Source organism: Sphingobium sp. Z007 (genome assembly GCF_900013425.1).
In the GTDB taxonomy this organism is placed as follows: Bacteria; Pseudomonadota; Alphaproteobacteria; order Sphingomonadales; family Sphingomonadaceae; genus Sphingobium.
Genome location: NZ_FBXK01000005.1, coordinates 1,914,474 through 1,937,025, shown reverse-complemented (window position 1 = coordinate 1,937,025; position 22,552 = coordinate 1,914,474). Strand labels below are relative to the sequence as shown.

Here is a 22,552-nt window from a genome sequence, read left to right as displayed (position 1 = left end):
ATGATGGGCGGGGACAGATGACGGCGCAGCGCATTTTTTATCGGCATCATGCCGCAGCCGCTTTGCTGTTGCTGTCCTCTGCTCTGACCAGCGGGGTGCTGGCCGGCGACGCGCAGGCCGAGACGCTGCAGGGCGCGCTGGCCAAGGCCTATGCGTCCAACCCGACGCTGACCGGTGCGCGGGCGGGGCAGCGGGCTACCGACGAGAATGTGCCGATCCAGAAGGCGGCGGGTCGACCCGGCGTGGACGTTTCGGGCAGTTTTTCCGAGAGCATCCTCAAGCCCACGATCAGCTTCACCTCGCCGCAGCGGACGGTGAATGCGCAGGCGCAGCTTAATGTCCCGATCTATTCCGGGGGCGCAGTGCGCAACGGGGTGAAGGCGGCGAAGGTGCGCGTGGAGGCCGGGCAGGCGAACCTACGCGGCACCGAAGCCAGCATTTTTTCGCAGACCGTGGGCGCTTATATGGACGTGATCCGCGACAGCGCGATCGTGTCGCTGAACCAGTCCAACGTGCGCGCGCTAGAGGTCAATCTCCAGGCGACCAACGACCGGTTCGAGGTCGGCGACCTGACCCGGACCGACGTCGCCCAGTCGCAGTCGCGCCTGGCGCTGGCGCGGTCCGACCTGCAGATCGCGGAAGCCAATCTGATCACCAGCCGGGAAAATTACATCGCCCTGGTGGGGGACGCGCCCGATGCACTGGAGCCGCCACCCGCGCTGCCGGGCCTTCCCGCCACGCCGGTCGCCGCGGTGCAAGTCGCGCTGAACGACAATCCCGACATATTGGCGGCCAAAAAGAACCGGATCGCTGCGGGCTATGACGTAAAGGTGGCGCGCGCCGGACGTTTGCCGACGGTGTCGGGATTCACGACGGCAGGTTACACCAATTATCTGCACACGCTGGGCGGCACGGCGCTGGATGTCGATGGCAATGCCGTCGAGGGACCGCAGATCAACAAGCAGGCCACTGCCGGCGTCCAGCTGACCATCCCGCTCTATCAGGGCGGTCGCCCGGCCGCGCAGGTCCGCCAGAATCAGGCGCTCGAATCGCAGGCGATCGAGCGCGAGATCGAGGTCGAACGCAGCGTCATCTCCCAGACGCGGGCCGCCTATGCTAGTTGGCAGGCGTCGCTGGAGAGCATCGAATCGAACCGCAAGGCGGTCGAAGCCGCTAATTTATCGCTGGAAGGCGTGCAGGCGGAAAATTCGGTTGGCAGCCGGACCATCCTCGACATCCTCAATGCCGAACAGGAGGCGTTGAACGCCAAGGTCCAGCTCGTGACGGCACAGCGTAACGCCTATGTCGCGGGTTTCAGCGTGATTGCGGCCATGGGCCATGCCGAAGCCGACGATCTGGGTCTGGAAAGCGGCACGCTATACGACCCGATGGTCAATTATGAACGGGTGAAGGGCAAGTGGCTGGATTGGAGCTTCGACCCCAAGCCGACGCCGGTCGCCACGCGGACCGTTGACACGCCCGCGCAAAACGCCAATGTCGAACCCGCTTCGCAGCAGCCTTAACCGCTTGTTAACCCGGCTGGGTAATCTTGACGGTTAAGGATGCGCAATGGATTTTGGACAGGGACTATCCATGGGTGACATGACCAAGGAACCCTCGATGGAAGAGATACTCTCGTCCATCAAGCGGATTATCGCCGAAGAAGGCGAGGACGCGGTGCAGGCCGCCCCCCGTCGCACGCGTGGCGAGGCCAAGGCGGCCGCTGCGCCAGCGCCCGTGCCTATTGCGGTCGAAGAAGTGCTGGAACTGACCGACGAGATCGCGGAGGAGATTGCCGTGCCTGCTCCCAAAGCTGCTGCCCCTGTGAGTGCGAGCGTGCCCGGCGACGAATCGATCCTATCGGTCGAAAGCGAGGTCGCTGCCCGCCACTCTCTGTCCGCTTTGTCCGCCATGCTGGTCGCGCCCAAGGACGGGCAGGACAATACGCTGGACGGCCTGGTCCGCTCGATGCTCAAGCCGATGCTCAAGGACTGGCTGGACCAGCGGCTGCCGGCTTTGGTCGAAGAGATGGTCGCCAAGGAAATCGCGCGCATCACTGGCCGCTAAACCAGGCCCGCTCCCTTTTTTGCGACGGGCTGTCCCATATTCCATGATGGACAGGCGCACCGTGATCCCCGGATAGAAGGCCGGGTTTCAAGGGGCAATGGTCAATGGTGGGCAGGCGCGCGGTAGTTCATGGCCTGTTGGGCGCACCTTTGGCCGCCTGGATCAACTCGGCGACGGCTTGGGCGGCATCAAATGAGGGCGCTTCGGCCGACATGGCCCGCTTCATCGCCGCGATGCCCAAGGCGGAATATCATGTCCATCTGGAAGGCACGCTGGAAGCGGAGATGAAGTTCGCGCTGGCGCAGCGCAACGGGCTGGACCTGCCCTTCGCCGATGTCGCCGCGATGAAGGCCAGCTATCACTATCATGACCTGCCCAGCTTCCTGGCCATCTATTATGACGGCATGAAAGTATTGCGGACGCAGCAGGATTTTTACGACTTGGCCTATGCCTATCTGGCCAAGGCGGCGTCGCAGAACATCCTCTACGCCGAAATCTTCTTCGACCCGCAGGAGCATTTGAAGCGCGGCGTACCGATGGCGGCGGTGATCGGCGGCATCACCCAGGCGCGCGCGGCGGCCGCTGCGACATTGAGGATCGGGTCGCAACTCATCCTCTGTTTCGTGCGTGACCTGTCGGCGGAATCGGCGATGGCGGCGCTGGACGCTGCGCTGCCGTTTCGCGATCAACTGGTCGCCGTCGGGCTGGATTCCGACGAGAAGGACCATCCGCCGGCCAAGTTCGCCGCCCATTTCGCCAAGGCGCGCGCCGCGGGGCTGAAGGTCACGGCGCATTGCGACCTCAATCAGAAGGATATTATAGAGCATCTGCGCCAGGCGATTATCGACCTGCGCGTCGACCGGATCGACCATGGCGGCAATATATTGGAGTCGCGGGAGCTGATCGCGGCGGCCAAGGCGAGGAACCTCTATTTCACCGTCTGTCCGACCTTTTCCGGCACCGTGCGGGGCGACGCGCCGCCGGTCGATGTCGTGCGCGGGATGATCGACGCAGGTCTCAACCTCACCATCAATTCGGACGATCCGGCCTATATGGGGAGCGAATATCTCAATGAGGTGCTGCTCAAGGCGCAGGCGCACAGCGCGCTGACCAAGGCGGAACTGGTGCGGTTGCAGCGCAACGCCTTCAACGCGGGCTGGATGGACGAGGGGCTGCGCGCCGCCTGCCACGCCAAGCTGGATGGCTTCGCCAAGGCGGAGGGTGTCGTGGCCTGATCCCGCCGGAACGCGCGCCCTTGTCGGCATCGCCGCGCAGGTTTAGGTCACGGGCATCATCCGTATCGCCCTGTCCCGGTGCCGGGGCCGGGCGATCGATCTGGAAAGCCTGTCCCATGAAGAAAATCCTCACCGCTGCGCTGGCCGCTACTGCGCTGGCCACATGCCCCATGTCGGCCTTCGCCCGGCCCTTCACCCCCGCCGATATGGTTTCACTGGACCGTATAGCCGCGCCCGCCGTGTCGCCGGATGGGAAATGGTTGGCCTATCAGTTGCGCAGCACTGATCTGGCCGCGAACAAGGGGCGGATCGACCTCTATCTGCTCGACATCAGCAAGGCCGGACAGATGCCCAAGCTGATCGCGTCCAAGCCCGATCAGAATGAAGCGTCGCCGGTCTTTTCGCCGGACGGGTCGGCGCTCTACTATCAGTCGAATGCCAGCGGCGACGACCAGCTGTGGCGCGTGGCGCCGAGTAGTGGCGATCCTGTGCAGATCAGCAAGGCGCCGGGCGGCATTTCGGGTTTCCTGCTCAGCCCCGACGGCAGTCAGGTGGCGCTCTGGGCCGATCGGCCGGTGGGTGCGAGGACGATTGATAACGTAAAGCCTGATGCGCCCAAGGAAGCCGGGTCGGGCCGCGTCTATGACCAGTTGTTCGTGCGCCATTGGGATACATGGTCCGACGGCCAGCGGTCGCAGATTTTCGTGATGCCGGTCGCTGGAGGGCCGGCCGTGTCGGTGATGGGCGGTCTGGTCGGCGACAGTCCGTCCAAGCCCTTTGGTGGGGCAGAGGAAATCGCCTGGAGCAAGGACGGCAAGACGCTGTTCTTCGCGCTGCGCGAGGCGGGGCGTATCGAGCCACTATCGACTAATCTGGACATATTCGCGGTGCCCGCCGACGGCAGCGCCGCGCCGATCAACCTGACCGACGCCAATGACGCGACCGATACACTGCCCACCGTGTCGCCGGACGGGAAATGGTTGGCCTATGTCGCGATGCAGCGGCCGGGCTATGAAGCCGACCGGCAGGTGTTGATGCTGCGCAATATCGCGACCGGCGCGACGAAGGCGCTGACGGAAGGCTGGGACCGGTCCGTCGCATCGATCGCCTGGGAGGCGAATGGCAAGGGGCTGCTGGTCACCGCCAATGATGTGCTGGATAACCCGGTGTTCCGGGTCGATGCGGCGTCGGGTAGGGTGGCGCGCCTCACGCAGAAAGGCCATGCGGGCAGCGTGGTGCCGTTGCCCAAGGGCGGTTTCGTCTATGCGATGGACAGCATCCAGTCGCCCGCCGATTTCTGGAAGATGCCGGCAAAGGGGAAGCCGGTGCGCCTGACCAGCGTCAATGCGAGCAAGCTGGCGGGCGTCGATGACGTGTCGGTCGAGCGCTTCAGCTTCAAGGGCGCCAATGGCGACATCGTCTGGGGCCAGATCGTCAAGCCGCTTAATCCGTCCGCCAGCGGCACGGTGAACAAGCTACCCGTCGCCTTCCTGGTCCATGGCGGGCCGCAGGGCAGCTTCAATGATTCATGGTCCTATCGCTGGAATCCCAAGGCGTTCGCGGCCCATGGCTATGCGGCGGTGATCGTGGATTTCCACGGCTCGACCGGATACGGGCAGGCCTTCACCGACGCCATCAACAAGGATTGGGGCGGCAAGCCGCTGGAAGACCTGAAGCTGGGCCTCGCCGCCGCGGCGGCCAAGGACGGCCAAGTCGATGCCGGCAATGCCTGCGCACTGGGGGCCAGCTATGGTGGCTATATGATGAACTGGATCGAGGGGCAGTGGGCTGACGGGTTCAAATGCATCGTCCAGCATGACGGCGTGTTCGACGCGCGCGCCATGGCCTATGAGACCGAGGAATTGTGGTTCGACGAATGGGAGCATGGAGGCCCCTATTATGAGAAGCCGGAAGAGTTCGAGAAGTGGAACCCGGTCAACCATGTCGCCGCGTGGAAGACGCCGATGCTGGTGGTGACGGGCGAAAAGGATTTCCGCATTCCTTACACGCAGGGGCTGGCCGCCTTCACCGCGCTCCAGCGGCGAGGCATCCAATCCAGGCTGCTGGTGTTCCCGGATGAGAATCACTGGGTGTTGAAGCCGAAAAACTCGCTGCAATGGTATGATGAGGCGCTGGGCTGGCTGGACAAATGGACAGCAAGATAGACAGCTCAATCGTGGTAATGTTGGCATCAGGCGGTTTGGGAGAACGACATGTCGATGGTGCTGATCGCGGCGGTGGCCTTTGTGGGCACGCATTTCCTTCTGTCTCATCCGCTGCGCGGGCCAATCGTGGCGCGGGTGGGGGAGAAGGCGTTTCTGGGCCTCTATTCGCTGGTCGCCTTTGCTACCTTGGGCTGGCTCATCACGGCCTATCGTTCCGAATCCGTAACGACTATGATATGGCCGGTCGGCGATGGGTTATGGGCGATGGCGAGTGCTATCATGCTGTTGGCGGCGATGCTGCTGATGGGGTCGTTGATCGGCAATCCCGCCATGCCCGACCCCGATGGGCACATGCGCGCGCCAGCCGAGGCGAAGGGCGTGTTCGCCATCACCCGGCATCCGATGATGTGGTCGTTCGCGCTCTGGAGCCTCAGCCATATCCTCGTCTATCCGGTGGCCAAGAATATCACCGTCGCGCTGGCGATCTTGATCCTGGCGCTGGTCGGCGCGGCGTTGCAGGACCGCAAGAAGGCGGCGCTTACGCCCGCTATGTGGCGGCAATGGGAGGCGCGGACCAGTTACTGGCCCTTCGCCGCGATTGCCGCCGGTCGCGCGCGGTTCGGCCGGTTCGGGATGCATACGCTGGCGGGCGGACTGGTCGTCTGGCTGGCCGCCACCTGGGCGCATATGCCGCTCGCCGGGTGGGATGCAGGCATCTGGCGCTGGATCGGATGATAGTTTCGCTGGAATGGAGCGGAAAGGCCCTTTAAGGGCGCTTTCATGACCGAATTGCCGAAAACCTTCGACCCCGCCGATATCGAATCCCGCTGGTACGCGCATTGGGAGAGCAACGGCCTGTTCCGCCCGGAGCGGCCGGGCGCGGTGCCCTTCACGATCGTCAATCCGCCGCCCAACGTGACCGGCAGCCTGCATATCGGCCATGCGCTGGACAATACGTTGCAGGACATCGTGATTCGGTACGAACGGCTGCGCGGCAAGGACGCCTTGTGGGTGGTCGGCACCGACCATGCGGGCATCGCGACGCAGATGGTGGTCGAGCGGCAACTCAATGCCAAGCAGCAGAAGCGCACCGACTTCACCCGCGAGGAATTTGTCGCGAAGGTGTGGGAATGGAAGGCGGAAAGCGGCGGGACCATCACTGGCCAGCTGCGGCGGCTGGGCTGTTCGATGGACTGGGCGAACGAACGCTTCACCATGGACGAGGGCTTTTCCAAGGCCGTGGTCAAGGTGTTCGTGGAACTGCACAAGCGCGGCCTGCTGTATCGCGACAAGCGGCTGGTCAACTGGGACCCGCATTTCCGCTCTGCCATTTCGGACCTGGAGGTCGAGACGGTCGAGACGAAGGGCGGCTTCTGGCGCTTCCGCTATCCGCTGGCGGACGGTGTGACCCTGGCCGATGGCAGCGACCATATCGTCGTCGCGACGACGCGCCCGGAAACGATGCTGGCCGACATGGCGGTCGCGGTGCATCCCGATGACGAGCGCTACAAGGCGGTCATCGGCAAGGATATTCTCCAGCCGATCACCGGGCGGCGGTTCAAGATCGTGCCCGACGAACATGCCGACCCGGCACTGGGATCGGGCGCGGTCAAGATCACGCCGGGGCATGATTTCAACGATTTCGACGTGGGCAAGCGCGCGGGCTTCAAGGCCGGCGACATGCTCAACATGTTCGATGCCGACGCCAATGTCGTCCAGACCGCCGATGGCCTGATCCCCGACCGCTTCCTGGGGCTGCACCGCTTCAGGCGCGATGGCGTGGACGGTGCGCGCGAGGCGGTGGTTGCGGAGATGAAGGCGTTGGGACTGCTGGTCCCGCACATCACCAAGGACAAGGACGGCGAGCCGGTCGAGGCCGATTACGAGCCGCGCACGATCCAGACGCCGTTCGGCGACCGGTCCAATGTGGTGATCGAACCCTGGCTGACTGACCAATGGTATGTCGACGCGGAGAAGTTGGCGGTCGCGCCGATGCAGGCGGTCCGCGACGGCGCGATCGAGATCGTGCCCAAGACATGGGAAAAGACCTTCTTCAACTGGATGGAGAATATCCAGCCCTGGTGCGTGAGCCGCCAATTGTGGTGGGGGCATCGGATTCCGGCTTGGTTTGGGCCAAAAATTGTAGGCAATGAACTGGTCTATGATACCGATCTTTCGGACACTGAAGTTTTCGTTGCCGAGAGCCAATATGATGCAGAATTGGATGCCCTCGCTCGCTATAAGGATGTGGGACGGCCTATTGCCTTTATGGATTCGCCGGCGCGCATCCGCGAATTGGTTTCCAATGGTGCTGATCCTGACTATATCTACCTTTGGCAAGAAACAGACGTCTTAGACACCTGGTTCTCCTCCGCCCTCTGGCCGTTCGGGACGCTGGGCTGGCCAGAGCAGAGCGAGAAGCTGTCGCGCCATTATCCCAACGACCTGCTTATCAGCGGCTTTGACATCCTGTTCTTCTGGGACGCCCGCATGGCGATGCAGGGCATGGAGTTCATGGGCGATGTGCCGTGGAAGAAGCTCTATCTCCACGGCCTCGTCCGCGCGGCGGATGGGCAGAAAATGTCCAAGTCCAAGGGCAATGTGGTCGATCCGCTGGGCCTGATCGACAGGTTCGGCGCCGACGCGCTGCGCTTCTTCATGGCGGCGATGGAGAGCCAGGGCCGTGACGTGAAGATGGATGAGAAGCGGGTCGAGGGCTATCGCAACTTCGCGACCAAGCTGTGGAACGCGGCGCGCTTCCTCCAGGCCAATGGCGTCACTGCCTCGACCAGCCATGAGGCGCCCGCCGCCGCGCTGCCGGTCAACCGCTGGATCATTGCCGAGACGGTGGCGACCGTGCAGGCGATCGACATGGCGCTGGCCGACCTGCGCTTCGACGCGGCGGCGAACGCCATCTATCATTTCGTCTGGGACCAGTTTTGCGACTGGTATATCGAACTGACCAAGGGCGCGATGGACGATGAGACGCGCGCCGTCGCGGGCTGGGCGTTCGACCAGATATTGGTGATGCTGCACCCCTTCATGCCGTTCATAACCGAAGAGTTATGGCATCTGACCGGCGAGCGTGCGAACGCCCTGATCGTCGCGCAATGGCCGCAGGCGCTGGCGGCGGTCGATGGCGAGGCGCAGGCGGAGATCGACTGGCTGATCCGGCTGGTCAGCGCGATGCGGACGGCGCGGACCGAACTCAACGTGCCGCCGGGCGCAAAGCTGCCCGTCATCGTGCGCGATGCATCCGAAGAAACGCATCGTCGGCTCGACCGGCAGGGGGTCGCGCTGGCGCGGCTCGGCCGGGTCGAAAGCCTGACCTTCGGCGAACCGCCAGCGGGCGGCGCGGCCCAGATCGTGGTGGATGAGGCGACCTTCATCCTGCCTTTGGAAGGCGTGATCGACATCGCGGCGGAAAAGACGCGCCTGGCCAAGGCGCTGGCGGCGGCGGAGAAGGAGCGGGATGGTCTGGGCGGTCGCCTGTCCAACCCCAGCTTCGTCGAGAAGGCCAAGCCCGAAGCGGTCGCCAAGGCGCGTGAGGATCATGCCGAGAAGAGCGCCGAGGCGGAACGGTTGAAGGCGGCATTGGACCGGTTGGGATAGATTTTTCGGAAATAAACAAAAATCCGTTCGGGCTGAGCTTGTCGAAGCCTTCTTCTTGTTGAAGAAGGTCGGTCCTTCGACAGGCTCAGGGCGAACGGGGCAGGGGGCTATTCGCCCACAAGCCTGACACAGGGGAAGAGGCAGGCCAATGGCAGCGAGCAGACCGGGTGCAAAAGACCTGACGCAAGGGCCGATCGGATCGACCCTGCTGCTGTTCGCCATTCCCACGCTGGCGTCCAATATCCTCCAGTCCTTGAACGGATCGATCAACGCGATCTGGGTCGGGCGCTTCCTGGGCGCGCAGGCGCTGGCGGCGACGGCGAACGCCAATATCATCATGTTCCTGATGTTCTCGGTCGTGTTTGGTTTCGGCATGGCGTCGACCGTGGTCATCGCGCAATCGGTCGGCGCGCGCGACGTGGATGCGGCGCGGCGCGCCTTTGGATCGGCGGTCGGTTTCTGTTCGATGCTGGGGCTGGCCGTCGCGATCGGCGGCTGGATCGGCGCGCCGGCGCTGTTGCGGCTACTGGCGACGCCGGTCGAAGCGTTCGACATGGCGCTCATCTATCTGCGCGTCATTTTCTTCGCCATGCCCGCGACGCTGCTGGTCGTCATGATCATGATGGGGCTGCGCGGCGCGGGGGACGCGCGCACGCCGCTGATCTTCATGATCGTCAGCGTGGCTGTGGACCTGATCCTCAATCCGGTGCTGATCCTGGGGCTGGGGCCGATCCCGGCCTATGGCATCGCCGGATCGGCGGCGGCGACGGCGGCGGCCGGGATCGTCAGCCTGATCGGGGTCGTTGGGTTCATCTATGCCAAGGATCTGCCGTTGCGGCTGCGCGGCGCGGAATTGCGCTATCTCTGGCCGGCCGCCGACCAGTTGCGCGTGCTGCTGGCCAAGGGGCTGCCGATGGGCTTGCAGATGATCGTCATGTCCGCGTCCGGGCTGGTGATGATCGGCCTGGTCAATCGCGAAGGCCTGCTGGTGACGGCCGCCTATGGCGCAGCGCAGCAGATATGGACCTATCTGCAGATGCCGGCGATGGCGATGGGCGCGGCGGTCAGCGCCATGGCGGCGCAAAATGTCGGGGCGGGGCGTTGGGACCGGATCAGTCGTATCGCGGGCTATGGCATCGGCTATCTGCTGGCCATTACCGGCACGATGATCGTCATCATCCTGTTGTTCCACGCGTCGCTGCTGTCCTTGTTCCTGGGTAGCAATCAGGCGGCGATCGACGCGGCGTGGAACATGCAGTTGCTGGCCAGCTGGAGCTTCATGATATTCGGCGTCACCATGATCCTGTTCGGGGTGATGCGCGCCAATGGCGTGGTGGTCGCGCCGCTGGTGATCCTGATCGTCACCCTGTTCGGCGTGCGGTTGGGCTTTTACGAACTGGGCTATCCCAAATTGGGTGCCGATGCGCTCTGGCTCAGCTTCCCGGCCGGATCGGCGGTAGCGCTGTTGCTGGCGTGGATCGTCTATGCGCGCGGCGGATGGCGCAAGACGCGGCTGCTGGTCCCGGTGCATGAGGAACAATGTCGCGAAACGGCTAATAGCGACGCCGAACCGGCGGGCCGGATCGTACCGGCAGGCTGAAGCAGCCTTAGCGCCCCTGGTTGCGCCAGCGGGTGATGGTGCGATCTAATATGTCGGCTTCGCTGCCGGATTGACGCCACAGTTCGGTGAAGCTGGGGTCGCCCGATGCGGGGCGGCGATGCTCCTCCAGATTGTCGAGCGCGACGCGGATCGGCACGGCGACGCCTTCGCCGCAGATGATCGCTTCGCGATTGCGCAGGGCGGGGATCGAATCGAGGAAGCCGCGCGCGCCTTCGGGCATGGCGGCTTTCACAAAGGCCTGGTCGCGATCGTTGTTGAGGCGCATCGCAATGATGGTGCCGCATTGCGACAGCACGCCTTCGGCCAGATCGGACGGCCGCTGGGTGATGAGGCCCAGCGAAATTCCGTATTTACGGCCTTCCTTGGCGATCCGCTCCAATATCTTGCGCACCGCCTGACCGTTGCCGGTGGTCGTGTTGGGGATGTAGCGATGCGCTTCTTCGCAGACCAGCAGGATGGGCCGCTGCGGTTCGTCGCGCGCCCAGATCGCATAGTCGAACACCAAACGCGACAGCACCGACACGACGGTCGAGGTGATCTCTGATGGCATGGCCGACACGTCGATGATCGAGATCGGCTTGCCGTCGGAGGGCAGGCGGAAAATCTTGGCGAGAAAGGCCTGCATCGTGTCGGCGACCAGCATGCCGGAAAACATGAAGCTGTAGCGCGGGTCGGCCTTGATCTCGTCGATTTTGGTTTTCAGGCGCATATAGGGCAGCGAATTGGTGCCCTTGTCGAGCTTGCCCATCTCATTCTGGAGGATGGTGGTGAGGTCGGACAGAAGATAGGGGATCGGCGAATCGACTGTCAGCCGGCCGATGCTTTCGGCCAGGCGGTTCTTCATCCGCGCGGCGAGCAGGCATTTGGCCAGGATATCGCAATCGACCGTGCGTTCGGAGCCGGAGGAGGTGACGAAGACCTCGCAATGCTCCTCGAAATTCATCAGCCAATAGGGCAGGGCCAGATTGGTGACGTCGAACACCGCGCCATTGGTGGCGAAGGCCGCGCCATATTCGCCATGGGGGTCGATCATGACGATATGGCCCTGCGGCGACAGGTCGCAGATGCGGTGCAGGATCAGGGCGGCGCTGGTCGACTTGCCGGTGCCGGTGGAGCCGAGCAGCGCGAAATGCTTGCCCAGCATCGAATCGACATAGAGCGCGGCGCGCGTGTCTGTGGTGGGATAGACGGTGCCGATCTCCACATTCGCGCGGTCATCCGCTGCGTAGATCTGCTGCATGTCGTGCCCCGACACCGGGAATATATCGGTGCCGGGCGTTGGATAGCGGGTGACGCCGCGGCGGAAGCGGTAGATGCGGCCGGTCAGCTTTTCCTCATCGCCTTCGCCCAGGAAATCGATGTCGGCCACGATGCCCTTGCTCGCCTGGTCCAATGTCATCGCGCGGACGCTGGCGACCAGCCAGCTGTTGCCGACGCGCATCTTGACCTGGCTGCCGACCTGGCCCGCCATGGCGGTGCAGGGGTCTTCATCCTGTCCCAATATCGCCAGGCGCTGAGCGTCTATCAGCACTTTGGAGCTGGACCCGGCGATCTGGAACACCATGCCCATCGATTGGACGGACGTCAGATGCACAGGCGCTGATGCAGCAGAAAAATGATGTGCGCCCGGCATATGGGTCATGAGCCTTTGTCGTCCCTTGGACCGGAACGGCTTCCGGTGAACAGGATGCTTCTAGGCAAAAGAGGTAAAGATTGGCTTAGCCTCTTGCCCCCGCATGTCGGCAAAGCCCCGCATCAGGGTGAAGCGGGAAGGTTAAGAGACGCTGAGCCGGGGTCCGATCTGGACCAGTCGTTTCACTGACAGGAACATGGGTCAAGTTCGGGCATTGGGAATAGGCAACAATCAGGATGGCCGCGTGTTCAATATTCCCCAGCCCGATGGAGTACGTCGCTCAGCCGCGATCGCGATCGCCCGCGTCATATGCATATTGGGCGTGGTCTATGTACACGCCTGGACCGGGTTGAACGGGGAAGCGCTCAAGGCGTTGCGCGGCAGTGGGCAGGATAATCTGCGCTGGTTGCTGATGGAATTGTTCGGTCGCAGCGCCGTGCCGCTGCTGGGCCTGATTTCCGGCTGGCTGGTCGCACAGTCGCAGACTACGCGTGACTGGGGACGCCATGTGCGACGCAAGGCGCGGACCATCCTGCTGCCCATGGTCATGTGGAACATCATCGCGATCATTCTGGTGTCGGGCGCCGCCTGGCGGCTTGGGCTGTCGGCGCCGATGCCGCAATCGGGCTGGTGGCTGGTGGACGAGATACTGATCCTGACCCGCAACCCCGACATCAACGTGCAGATGCCGTTCCTACGCGACCTGTTTCTTTGCATGGTCGCCGCGCCGCTGCTGGTGCGCATGCCAAACTGGTCGCTGGTGGTGATCGCGGTTGTGGCGGCGGGTTGCCATATCGCGGGATTCGGCCCGCCGCTGCTGATGCGGGCGTCGATCCTGGTCTTCTTCACGCTGGGCATCCTGGCGCAGCGCGGCGGTTGGGCCGAACGCGTGGCGGGCAAGCCGATGCTGTTGATGGCGGCTCCCTTCGCGTTGTTGATGGCCGCGCAACTCTATCAGGCCGTCACGGTCGGCGACGACGCCTGGCCGGTGGGTCCGCGGGCGCTGGACCTGACGCTGCGCGTGGCGGCAGCGGTCGCTTTCTGGCGTCTGGCCTGGGCGCTGGCGGACAGCCCGGCGCGGCCGATGCTGCTGCGGACAGAGCCTTATATGTTTCTGCTGTTCAGCGCCCACCTGATCCTGATCTGGCTGCTGGGGCCGGTGCTGGGCGGGCTTTTCGGGAAGATGGGCACGCCCTTCTATCCCTTCTACCTGATCGCGCAGCCGTTGATGGTGCTGGGCGCGGTGGTGGCGATCGGCGCGGCATTGCGCCGCGTCGCCCCCGGAGCGGCGGCGCTGCTCAGCGGCGGGCGGTTGAAGCGGCCGGAGCCTCAGGCGATCTCGCGCGTCGTGACCGTCTGAGCGGCGGCCATGGCGATGGCGAAGCTGTGCTTGCGTGCGGCGGGATCGAAAATCTGGCCGGTCAGAATCAGTTCGTCGGCCTGGGTGCGGCGCAGGAAGGCGGCGATGTCGCGCTCGACATCCGCCTGCGTGCCGATGCTGGAGACGCTCAGCACATCGGACAGCATTGCCTGCGCCTGCGCGGGCAGCGCCTCAAAATAGCCCGGCACCGGCGGTTGCAGCTTGCCCGGCTGGCCGGTGCGCAGCCGCACGAAGGACTGCTGCATCGAACTGGCGAGCAGATGGGCTTCCTCCGCCGTGTCAGCGGCAAAGACATTATAGCCGGCCATCACATAAGGATATGGGAGCTGCGCCGACGGGCGGAAGTCGCGGCGGTAGATTTCGATCGCCTCATCCAGCGCGGCGGGCGCGAAATGGGACGCGAAGGCGTAGGGCAGGCCCAATGCAGCGGCGAGCTGCGCGCCGTAGAGGCTGGACCCCAATATCCAGAGCGGCACATCTGCGCCAGCGCCCGGCGTCGCCTGGATGCTGAGCCGCTCGTCCTGGGCGAAATAGGCCTGTAATTCCATCACGTCGCGCGGGAACTGATCCGGTCCGCCAGACAGGTTGCGGCGAATCGCCTGCGCGACCCGCTGATCGGAACCCGGCGCACGGCCCAGGCCCAGGTCGACCCGGCCTGGGAAAAGGGCGTCGAGCGTGCCGAACTGTTCGGCGATCACCAGCGGCGCATGATTGGGCAGCATGATGCCACCCGCGCCGATGCGGATGGTCGATGTCGCATGGCCGATATGCGCCAGCACGACCGCGGTTGCGGCCGATGCGATGCCCGCCATGCCATGATGTTCGGCGACCCAGAATCGGTGATAGCCCAACGCCTCCGCATGAGCGGCAAGGTCCGCCGCATTGGCGAGCGCTGTGGCGACGGTATCGCCTTCACGGACGGGGACGAGATCGAGCAGGGAAAAACGGGTCATGCCCTTCATATGGGGGCATGATCGGTTTTACTTCAAGACCTATGATCGCATCGCGCCGGCCGTTTGTTGGCAATGGCCTAAAAAATACTGGCCCAACGCGTCAGACCGCCCGGCCAAATCCCTGTGCAGGCACGTCGGCGCGACGGCCGAAGGTGGCGGGTCGGCGGGCGACCAGCGGGTTCGCGTCGCGATCCAGCAGCGCCATCGTCTCGGTGAAGCAAGGGCGCAACGCGACTACGACCTCGATCAGTTCATCCGGGCCTTCATGCGTTTCCACGCAGCGGCGGGCGACCATTTCGATTTCCTCGGCCATGGCACTCAGGCGATAGGCGCCGAACTGGGCCGATTCGCCCTTGAGCGTATGGGCGGGCGTGACCAGCGCGGCGGCGTTGCGGGCGCGGAAAGCCTCTTCGACGGCGCCGATGGATTTGGCGCCATCTTCCCGGAAATAGCCCAGGATACGCAGAAAGGCGGTGCCCAGCTCAGCGCGGGTCCGCGTAAATTCGCTCCAACTGACCAGTTCGGTATCTTGATAGGACACCCACGCCGCTCCTTCACTCTAACGAAGCGAAAATAGACGGGGCGCGTAAACAGCAGGTTAAAGCGTGGCGGAAAGCCAGCCGATCTGGAGGATATTCAGCGGGTGCGCGACAGGGCGAAACGATGGTTGCCAAATGCCGCAAAGGTCCAGCCCTGCTGCTGGGCGAGCGCCGCCAATTCACTCGCGGCGATCGGGTCGTCGGCCTCTATGACGATGGCGTCCGCGTCGCGCAGGGCACGGGCGGCGCGCAGCGCGGGCCAGGGACATTTCATGCCCCTGGCGTTAACCGCAACGGGATCGGCCGCCATCGCGTTATTTGGTCGCGAACGGGTTTTTCTGGCTGCGCAGCGTCAGGCGCACCGGCACCGCGCCGAACCCCAGTTCGCGGCGAATGCCGTTCACCAGATAGCGGCGATAGCTTTCGGGCAGGTCATCGAGCCGCGTGCCGAACAGCACGAATGTCGGCGGGCGGGTCTTGTTCTGGGTGATGTAGCGCAGCTTGATCCGCTTGCCGCCGGGGGCGGGCGGCGGATTGGCCTCCAGCGCGGTTTCGAACCAGCGGTTGAGGATGCCGGTGGACACGCGCTGCGACCAGGCGGTGCGGGTTTCGAAGGCGACATGGATCAGGTCGTCCAGTCCCTTTCCGGTGGACCCGGAAATAGTCATGATCGGCACGCCGCGCACCTGCGCCAGCCCTTCGTCCAGCGCCTTCTTGATGCCCTGATACAGCGCCGAACCATGTTCGACCGTATCCCATTTGTTGAGCGCGACGACGAGGGCGCGGCCTTCCTCCAGCACCCGATCGGCGATGCGCAGATCCTGCGCCTCCAGGCCGCGCGTCGAATCGATCATCAGCACGACGACTTCGGCGAAGTTCACCGCATTGATGCCGTCCGACACGGCCAGCTTTTCCAGCTTTTCCTGCACCTTGGCGCGCTTGCGCATGCCGGCCGTATCGATCAGGCGGACCGGGCGCTCCACGCCTTCGCGGCTGGTCCACATCCAATCGACAGCGATGCTGTCGCGGGTGATCCCCGCTTCCGGCCCGGTCAGCAGGCGGTTTTCGCCCAGCAACCGGTTGATAAGCGTGGACTTGCCCGCATTGGGACGGCCGACGATGGCGAGCTTGAGCGGGGCGCTCTCGTCATCCTCGTAAAATTCCTTTTCGTGCGGCTCGTCGCCCTCCCGCTCCAGATGGGGGAGCAGCGCCTGGAACAGGTCGGCCATGCCCTGGCCGTGTTCCGCGGAAAAGGGGACCGGTTCGCCAAGGCCCAGCGAAAAGGCTTCCATGACGCCATCGTCCGCCGCCTTACCCTCCGCTTTGTTGGCGACCAATATGACGGGGGCGTCGTTGGCGCGCAGCCAACGGGCGATTTCCTCGTCCAGCGGGGTGATGCCCGCACGCGCGTCGATCATGAACAGGGCGACGTCGCAATTTTCCACCGCCGCTTCGGTCTGCATCCGCATCCGGCCGGGCAGGCTATTGGCGTCCTCATCCTCATAACCGGCGGTATCGACGATCGTGAAGTCGAGGCCCAGCAGATGCGCCTCGCCCTCTCGCCGGTCGCGGGTGACGCCGGGCTGGTCGTCGACCAGCGCCAGCTTCTTGCCGACCAGGCGGTTGAAGAGGGTGGACTTGCCCACATTGGGGCGCCCGACAATGGCTACGGTGGGCAGCATGGAGGCCCGTTTCCTTCTTAAAAATTCAAAATCGATAAACGCCGTGCTCCCGCGCAGGCGGGGTCCGGTCCAGATGGGAGAACCGGCCCCCCGCCTGCGCGGGAGCACATCTAGCATATTTTCCCGGCTTAACGGAACGCCGTCAATTTCCCGTCGTCAGCCAGCACATAGAGCATGTTGTTGGCGACGATCGGCGAGAGCGACATGGAGCGATCCATGTCCACCGTCGATTGCACCGATCCGGTTGCGGGATCGACATAGACCATCTCGCCGCGGGTCGATACCACGATCAGGCGGCCGCCGGCCAGCACCGGGCCGGTCCAGCGGATCGCCTTGTCCTTCTTCTTTTCCTTCTGCCAGCGGCGTAGCTGGCTGACCCAGCGGATTTTGCCGGTGGCGCGCGCGACGCAGAGCAGCCGGGCGTCGCTGGTGACGGCGAATACCCATTCGCCGACCACGGCGGGGGTGGAGATGCCCGCAATGTTGATTTCCCACAGCCGCTGGCCGCTGGTCAGTTCGTAGGAGGCCATGCGGCCACCCTGGCCGATCGCGAAGACGCGGCCGCGGTCGATCACCGGATCAGCGTCGATATCGGTCAGCGACGCCACGGCGGTCGATATACTGGTGCGCGACAGCGCGTCGCCCCACAGGGTGCGGCCATTTTCGTACCGATAGGCATTGATTTCGCCTGAGCTATAACCTGCGATCACGGTGCCCTGCGCAGCGGCGGGGGCCGCGACGCCGAAAATGCCAGTGACCTGCAACGTGCCGCTATCGGTCCACTGGGTTTCGCCGTCGGACTGGTTGAGCGCGAACACCTGATTATCCTGGCCCATCACATAGACATGGCCGTTTTCCAGCGTCGGCGCGCCGCGCAGCGGGCCGGACAGATGCTTTTTCCAGAGGATCGCGCCGTCGGCGCCATTCAGCGCGAAGACGTCGCCAAAGCCCGTGCTGGCGAACACCCGGTCGCCCAGGACGCTGACGCCGCCGCCGAACAACACGCGGCCATTGCCCTTGCCTTCGGAGGGCAGGTTGGTCTGCCACAGCTTTGCGCCGCTCGCCGCATCGAAGGCGATGACATGCGCGCCCGCGTCGGTCACGAACAGCTTGCCGCCTGCCACGACCGGCGAAGCGGCCAGTCGCGCCTGGGGCGAACTGCCCTCGATCGAGGCGGTCCACACCTGCGCGGGCGATCCGCCCAGTGAGACATGCCCCATCGCCTTGGACGGGTCACCGCCCGGCTGCGACCAGCTGTCGTTGACATAGGGAGCGGGCAGGGTGACCTGCACATCGGCCAGGCTGGGTTCGATTTCGACACCCTGTTCGTTGTTCAGGATCGACGTGCGGTTGCCCACGACCGGCGTCTTGGGGCCGCCCTTCTTGCCGCCGATCACGCCGCACCCGGCCAGCAGGGCGACTATGGCGGCCATCGTTACGACACGGCCTATCGGCGCGAATTTCATGCTGGTCATTCCCATCCGCTCGGTCATCCTTCGCTCGGTTCGGCCGGGATCTCGACCGCGTCGATCCCCATTAATCCTGCCATCTGTCGCGCGCGTGAACGGATCGACTGCGGCACATTGGCGTCCTTCGCCATCGCGGCGAAGATCGGACCGGCCAGGTCGGTCTTGCCCATCTTCATATAGGCGATCGCCACCAACTCACCGGCGCTGCCGAACCAGGGCGCGCCCTCGATCGCCAGGGGCTTCAATCGGTCGACCACCTGTTGGGGCTTGAGCGTCTCAAACTCCAGCGCGGTCTGGCGGATCAACGCCAGGTCGCGATAGGGCTGGTCCAGCTTGGTGTCGGCGGCCATTGCGGCATAAAGCGCGATCGCGCCCTTGGCGTCGCCCTTGCGCGATGCGACGCCGGCCTGCGTCAGCAACGCGGAGGCGCGATAGCCCGGCTGGTCAGCCTTGGCCAGCGCGTCGAGTTGCTTGGCATCGGGCGCGCCGCCGCCGGCCGCCGTCGTCAGCACCCTATCCATCTGCTCGGATACCGCTTCCGACTGGGTCTTGCTGTGATGCTGCCAGTAGAGCCAGCCGCCAAAAGCGGCCAGGCCCAGCACGACGGCGACCAAAATCCAGCGGCCATAGCGCTGCCAAAAGCCCAGAAGCTGGTCCTGGCGGACGGCGTCGTCCACCTCACGCATAAAGGCTTGGCTATTTTGCGGCGTCAGGGCCACGATATTCTCCGAGAAATAGATCAGAAACTAAGCGCACAAGGCGCGATCAATAGCGGCGCTCAGGCAACAGGCAAATCAAATTTTAGGACGATAGACCTGATCGTCAGTGGGAAAGCTGCGCGTCCGCACCTCGGCAGCGTAGCGGGCGGCAGCGCCGTCGATGGTCTGCGCCAAATTTTCATAGCGTTTCACGAAGCGGGGCACCCGATCGAACATGCCTAGCATGTCTTCGGTCACCAGCACCTGACCGTCGCAATGGGCCGAAGCGCCGATGCCGATGACCGGCACATCGACGCTGTCGGTGATCGCGACCGCCAGTTCCTCCATCACCCCTTCCAGCACCATGGCGAAGGCGCCGGCCTGCGCCACCGCGCGCGCGTCGGCCATGATCTTGGCATGTTCCTCCTGGCTCTTGCCGCGCGCGCCATAGCCGCCCAGCGCGTTCACGGCTTGGGGCGTCAGGCCGATATGCGCCATCACCGGGATGCCGCGCTGGCTGAGGAAGGCTATGGTGTCCGCCATCGCCTCGCCGCCCTCCAGCTTGACGGCAGCGCAACCGGTTTCCGCCATCACCCGGCTGGCGCTGGCGAACGCCTGCTGCGGCGAGGATTCATAGCTGCCAAAGGGCATGTCGACCAGCACGACGCTGTGATAGCTGCCCCGCACCACCGCCGCGCCATGGGCGATCATCATGTCGAGCGTGACGGCCAGCGTAGAGGGCAGGCCGTAAATCACCTGGCCCAGCGAATCGCCGACCAGCAGCATATCGCAATGCGGGTCGAGCAGCTGTGCCTGACGCGCGGTATAGGCGGTCAGCATGACCAGCGGTTCGGCCGTTTTCCCCTCATATTTGCGCCGCTGGATGGCGGGCACGGTGAGGCGCTTCATCGGCGCGGGCGTGGGGTTGGCGCGGCTGGTCGCGGTGTCGATCGTGAAGGTCGTGGACATGAGCGCGCTCTACCGCAGCGCGGCGCGGCGCGCAAATGCCGGACGGGCCGGAGCGGCATGATACGCCGCCCCGGCCCGTGCCGCCATTATCAGAACGAAACCTTGATCGTGCCGCCCCAGGTTTGCGGATCGCCGACCTGACCGGCGATCAGGCCGGTATTGCCCGGCGCGACCTGGAGATTTTCGATATAATCGACGTCGAAGGCGTTGCGCACCCAGCCGAAGATATCGAATCCTTCGCCACGGAAACCGGCGCGGAAGTTGGTCAGCGCATACCCCTTCACGTCGGTATAGATGGACGGCGAAGCGTTGCTGTTCCAGTGCGACCGGTAATTGCCATCGACGCCGAGATAGGCCTGACCTTCCTTCGCCAGCAGCGTGACCGGGATGTTATATTCCGCGCCGTAGGAGAAAGCCCATTTGGATACGCCGGGCAGGGTCTGGCCGGAGATATCGCACTGGCGCGGGCTGAGCGCACCGGGGACGCCCGGCTGCGAATAATCGGCCGGCTGACCCGCCGGCTGTAATGTGCCGCCGGACAATTCGGGCGGGCAGGGCGCGTTGGTGAACTTCTTATATTGCGCGTCGGTATAGGCGCCATTGGCGTAGGCGGTGAAGCGATCGCTGGCGACGATCTTGAAATCCGCCTCGATGCCCTGCGAGCGCACCCTTTCCGCATTGGCCAGATAGCCGCGCACCGTGCCGAACTGACCGCCATTCACGGTGGCCTGGAAATTCTTGATGTCGGTGCGGAAGGCGGACAGGTTGAAGGTCGCCCGGCGATCCCAGAACTGGGTCTTGAGGCCGATTTCATAATGGTTGACCGATTCCGGCTTCACCGTGCCGGCGTCGTAATTGACGGTGTTGTCGGCGTTGAGCGGCAGGCCGTTCTGGTTGATGCCGAGCGTCTTGAAGCTCTTGGCATAGGTCGCATAGGCCAACACGTCGCGGGCGACCTTGTAGTTGACGTTGAAGTCGTAGGTGAAGTTCCACGCACTGTCGGACGGCGCGCTGACCTGCGGCTGATAGACGCCGCACTGGGCGGCCAGCACGGACCCCGCGGCCGGTGTCGGGGTGCAGCTGATGACCGCGCCTGCGCCATTGGTCACGATGCGTTCGTAAAAGCCCGACTTCTTGTCATAGTTGATGCGCGCGCCCGGCTGGATCGTCAGCGCGTCGGTCACTTTCCAGCTGACCTGGCCGAACAGCGCGGCGCTGGTGCTCTTGAGCCATTGGGTGTTGCTGGCGGTCAGTCCTTCCAGGACGCTGGGATCGTTCGCCAAGGCGCCGGTCAGGCTCCATTTGCTGGCGGCGCTACCCTGCTGCTCGGTGCCCTGCGTGTCGATCCGCTGCTTGAAGCCGAACAGGCCGAGAACGAAATCAACCTTCTCGCTATCGTAATTATAGCGGAATTCCTGGCTATACTGATCCTGCTGGGACGGGTTTTGCGACTTGGCGACGATCGACAGGCCGGTGAAGTCGCGGTCATTTTCCGGCTTCCAGTCCCAAAAGCGCCAGGCGGTGACCGACGTCAGCGTGCCGGGGCCGACATCCCATTTGATCTTGGCCGACACGCCGCCGATCTTGTTGCCGGCGTTCAGGTTGCTGTCGAGGTCCGACAGGCGATCATAGGGATTGCGGCTGGGCACGACATAATTTTGCGCGGCGGCCAGTGCGTCATATTGGCGGGCGAGCGCGCGTTGGGTCTTGCCGACACGCACGAAGGTCGTGCCGCAGCATTCCGGGTCCTGCTTGCTGTAATCGCCCGACAAAGTGACGCTGAAATCTTCATTGGGCTTGAACAGTAACTGGCCGCGAATGCCCAGATTATCCTGCTCGTTGATCCAGCGCTGGCTGGTCACGTTATAGAGCGTGCCGCGGCGGCTGGTCGCGGCGACCGCGATGCGGGCTGCGATCGTCTCCGACAGCGGGCCGGAGACGGCGGCTTTGGCCTGCTTGAAGTTCAAATTGCCCACGCTCAGTTCGGCGCGGCCCTCGAAATCGAAGGTCGGCTGGTTGGTCGTGATGTTGATCGCGCCCGCTGTGGTGTTCTTGCCGTAGAGCGTGCCCTGCGGGCCGCGCAGCACTTCCACTTGGGCCACGTCCAGGAAGTCGAAGGTCGCGGCGGCGACGCGCGAATTATAGACGTCGTCGACATAGATGCCCACGCCCTGTTCGAAGCCGTCGCTGGTCAGGCCGAACGGCACACCCAAGCCACGGATGTTGACCGACGTATTGCGCGGGTTGGTGGTATAGACCTGCAATGTCGGGGCGAGCTGTTGCAGCTTCACGATGTTGAAATTACCGGTCGCCTCGATGCTGTCACCCCGGACCACGGAGATCGCCAGCGGCACTTCCTGTGCGGTTTCCTGGCGGCGACGGGCGGTGACGACGATCACGTCGCCGCGCACATTGGGCTGCTGGGCCTCATTCGCGGCCTGCGGTGCGGGCTCTTGTGCAAAGGCATCAGGCGTGATGATGGAAGCGCCAGCCGCACTGGCGAGCAACAGAAAACGCGCAATCATGAT

17 protein-coding genes are annotated in these 22,552 nt (G+C 64.1%); 8 read left to right on the top strand and 9 right to left on the bottom strand.

Annotated features, from left to right (window positions below):
* The first annotated feature begins 17 nt into the window (after positions 1-17).
* The 7 genes from CEQ44_RS17415 to CEQ44_RS17385 all read left to right on the top strand — a co-directional run bounded on the left by CEQ44_RS17415 (position 18) and on the right by CEQ44_RS17385 (position 10,679).
* Entirely contained in the window at positions 18-1,523 is a 1,506-nt protein-coding gene (locus tag CEQ44_RS17415; protein WP_088182639.1) for a TolC family outer membrane protein, read from the top strand.
* Positions 1,524-1,593: 70 nt separating this feature from the next.
* The gene (locus tag CEQ44_RS17410) at positions 1,594-2,067 is read left to right on the top strand and encodes a DUF2497 domain-containing protein (protein ID WP_088182638.1); all 474 of its coding nucleotides are present in this window, start codon (positions 1,594-1,596) and stop codon (positions 2,065-2,067) included.
* Positions 2,068-2,171: 104 nt separating this feature from the next.
* The gene (gene add / locus CEQ44_RS17405; RefSeq protein WP_254913765.1) at positions 2,172-3,302 is read left to right on the top strand and encodes an adenosine deaminase; all 1,131 of its coding nucleotides are present in this window, start codon (positions 2,172-2,174) and stop codon (positions 3,300-3,302) included.
* 116 nt (positions 3,303-3,418) lie between these two features.
* A complete protein-coding gene (locus tag CEQ44_RS17400; protein WP_088182637.1) occupies positions 3,419-5,467 on the top strand; it encodes a S9 family peptidase in 2,049 nt (682 codons plus the stop codon).
* A gap of 48 nt (positions 5,468-5,515) precedes the next feature.
* On the top strand, positions 5,516-6,202 hold the full coding sequence (locus tag CEQ44_RS17395) for an NnrU family protein (protein WP_088182636.1): 687 nt from the start codon (positions 5,516-5,518) through the stop codon (positions 6,200-6,202).
* A 45-nt stretch (positions 6,203-6,247) separates the two neighbouring features.
* Entirely contained in the window at positions 6,248-9,079 is a 2,832-nt protein-coding gene (locus tag CEQ44_RS17390; protein WP_088182635.1) for a valine--tRNA ligase, read from the top strand.
* Between the two features lie 148 nt (positions 9,080-9,227).
* On the top strand, positions 9,228-10,679 hold the full coding sequence (locus CEQ44_RS17385) for an MATE family efflux transporter (RefSeq protein ID WP_088182634.1): 1,452 nt from the start codon (positions 9,228-9,230) through the stop codon (positions 10,677-10,679).
* A gap of 7 nt (positions 10,680-10,686) precedes the next feature.
* Here the strand turns inward: CEQ44_RS17385 and CEQ44_RS17380 are convergent, their stop codons facing one another.
* Positions 10,687-12,342 carry an ATP-binding protein gene (locus CEQ44_RS17380; protein WP_088182633.1) on the bottom strand — a complete coding sequence of 552 codons (1,656 nt, stop codon included), beginning with the start codon at positions 12,340-12,342 and terminating at the stop codon, positions 10,687-10,689.
* A 187-nt stretch (positions 12,343-12,529) separates the two neighbouring features.
* Here CEQ44_RS17380 and CEQ44_RS17375 point away from each other — a divergent pair, with 187 nt between their 5' ends.
* On the top strand, positions 12,530-13,693 hold the full coding sequence (locus CEQ44_RS17375) for an acyltransferase (RefSeq protein WP_088182632.1): 1,164 nt from the start codon (positions 12,530-12,532) through the stop codon (positions 13,691-13,693).
* On the opposite strand, the gene CEQ44_RS17370 is transcribed toward CEQ44_RS17375, so the two are convergent.
* From CEQ44_RS17370 to CEQ44_RS17335, 8 genes are all read right to left on the bottom strand, one after another.
* The gene (locus CEQ44_RS17370) at positions 13,663-14,667 is read right to left on the bottom strand and encodes an LLM class flavin-dependent oxidoreductase (RefSeq protein ID WP_088182652.1); all 1,005 of its coding nucleotides are present in this window, start codon (positions 14,665-14,667) and stop codon (positions 13,663-13,665) included. The genes CEQ44_RS17375 and CEQ44_RS17370 overlap by 31 nt on opposite strands.
* A gap of 100 nt (positions 14,668-14,767) precedes the next feature.
* Entirely contained in the window at positions 14,768-15,208 is a 441-nt protein-coding gene (locus tag CEQ44_RS17365; RefSeq protein ID WP_088182631.1) for an Hpt domain-containing protein, read from the bottom strand.
* A gap of 95 nt (positions 15,209-15,303) precedes the next feature.
* Positions 15,304-15,516: a sulfurtransferase TusA family protein gene (locus tag CEQ44_RS17360; protein WP_088182630.1), complete on the bottom strand. Its 213-nt coding sequence runs from the start codon at positions 15,514-15,516 to the stop codon at positions 15,304-15,306.
* A gap of 4 nt (positions 15,517-15,520) precedes the next feature.
* Positions 15,521-16,888 (bottom strand): ribosome biogenesis GTPase Der, encoded by a 1,368-nt coding sequence (gene der, locus CEQ44_RS17355; protein ID WP_088182629.1) that lies wholly within the window; start codon positions 16,886-16,888, stop codon positions 15,521-15,523.
* A gap of 128 nt (positions 16,889-17,016) precedes the next feature.
* Complete coding sequence (locus tag CEQ44_RS17350) at positions 17,017-18,363, bottom strand: PQQ-binding-like beta-propeller repeat protein (RefSeq protein ID WP_373438195.1); 1,347 nt, start codon at positions 18,361-18,363, stop codon at positions 17,017-17,019.
* Between the two features lie 14 nt (positions 18,364-18,377).
* Positions 18,378-19,076: a tetratricopeptide repeat protein gene (locus tag CEQ44_RS17345; protein ID WP_088182627.1), complete on the bottom strand. Its 699-nt coding sequence runs from the start codon at positions 19,074-19,076 to the stop codon at positions 18,378-18,380.
* A 75-nt stretch (positions 19,077-19,151) separates the two neighbouring features.
* Positions 19,152-20,024, bottom strand: a complete 873-nt coding sequence (gene panB, locus CEQ44_RS17340; protein ID WP_088182626.1) for a 3-methyl-2-oxobutanoate hydroxymethyltransferase — start codon at positions 20,022-20,024, stop codon at positions 19,152-19,154.
* Between the two features lie 89 nt (positions 20,025-20,113).
* Positions 20,114-22,549 (bottom strand): TonB-dependent receptor, encoded by a 2,436-nt coding sequence (locus tag CEQ44_RS17335; RefSeq protein WP_088182625.1) that lies wholly within the window; start codon positions 22,547-22,549, stop codon positions 20,114-20,116.
* Positions 22,550-22,552 lie beyond the last annotated feature (3 nt).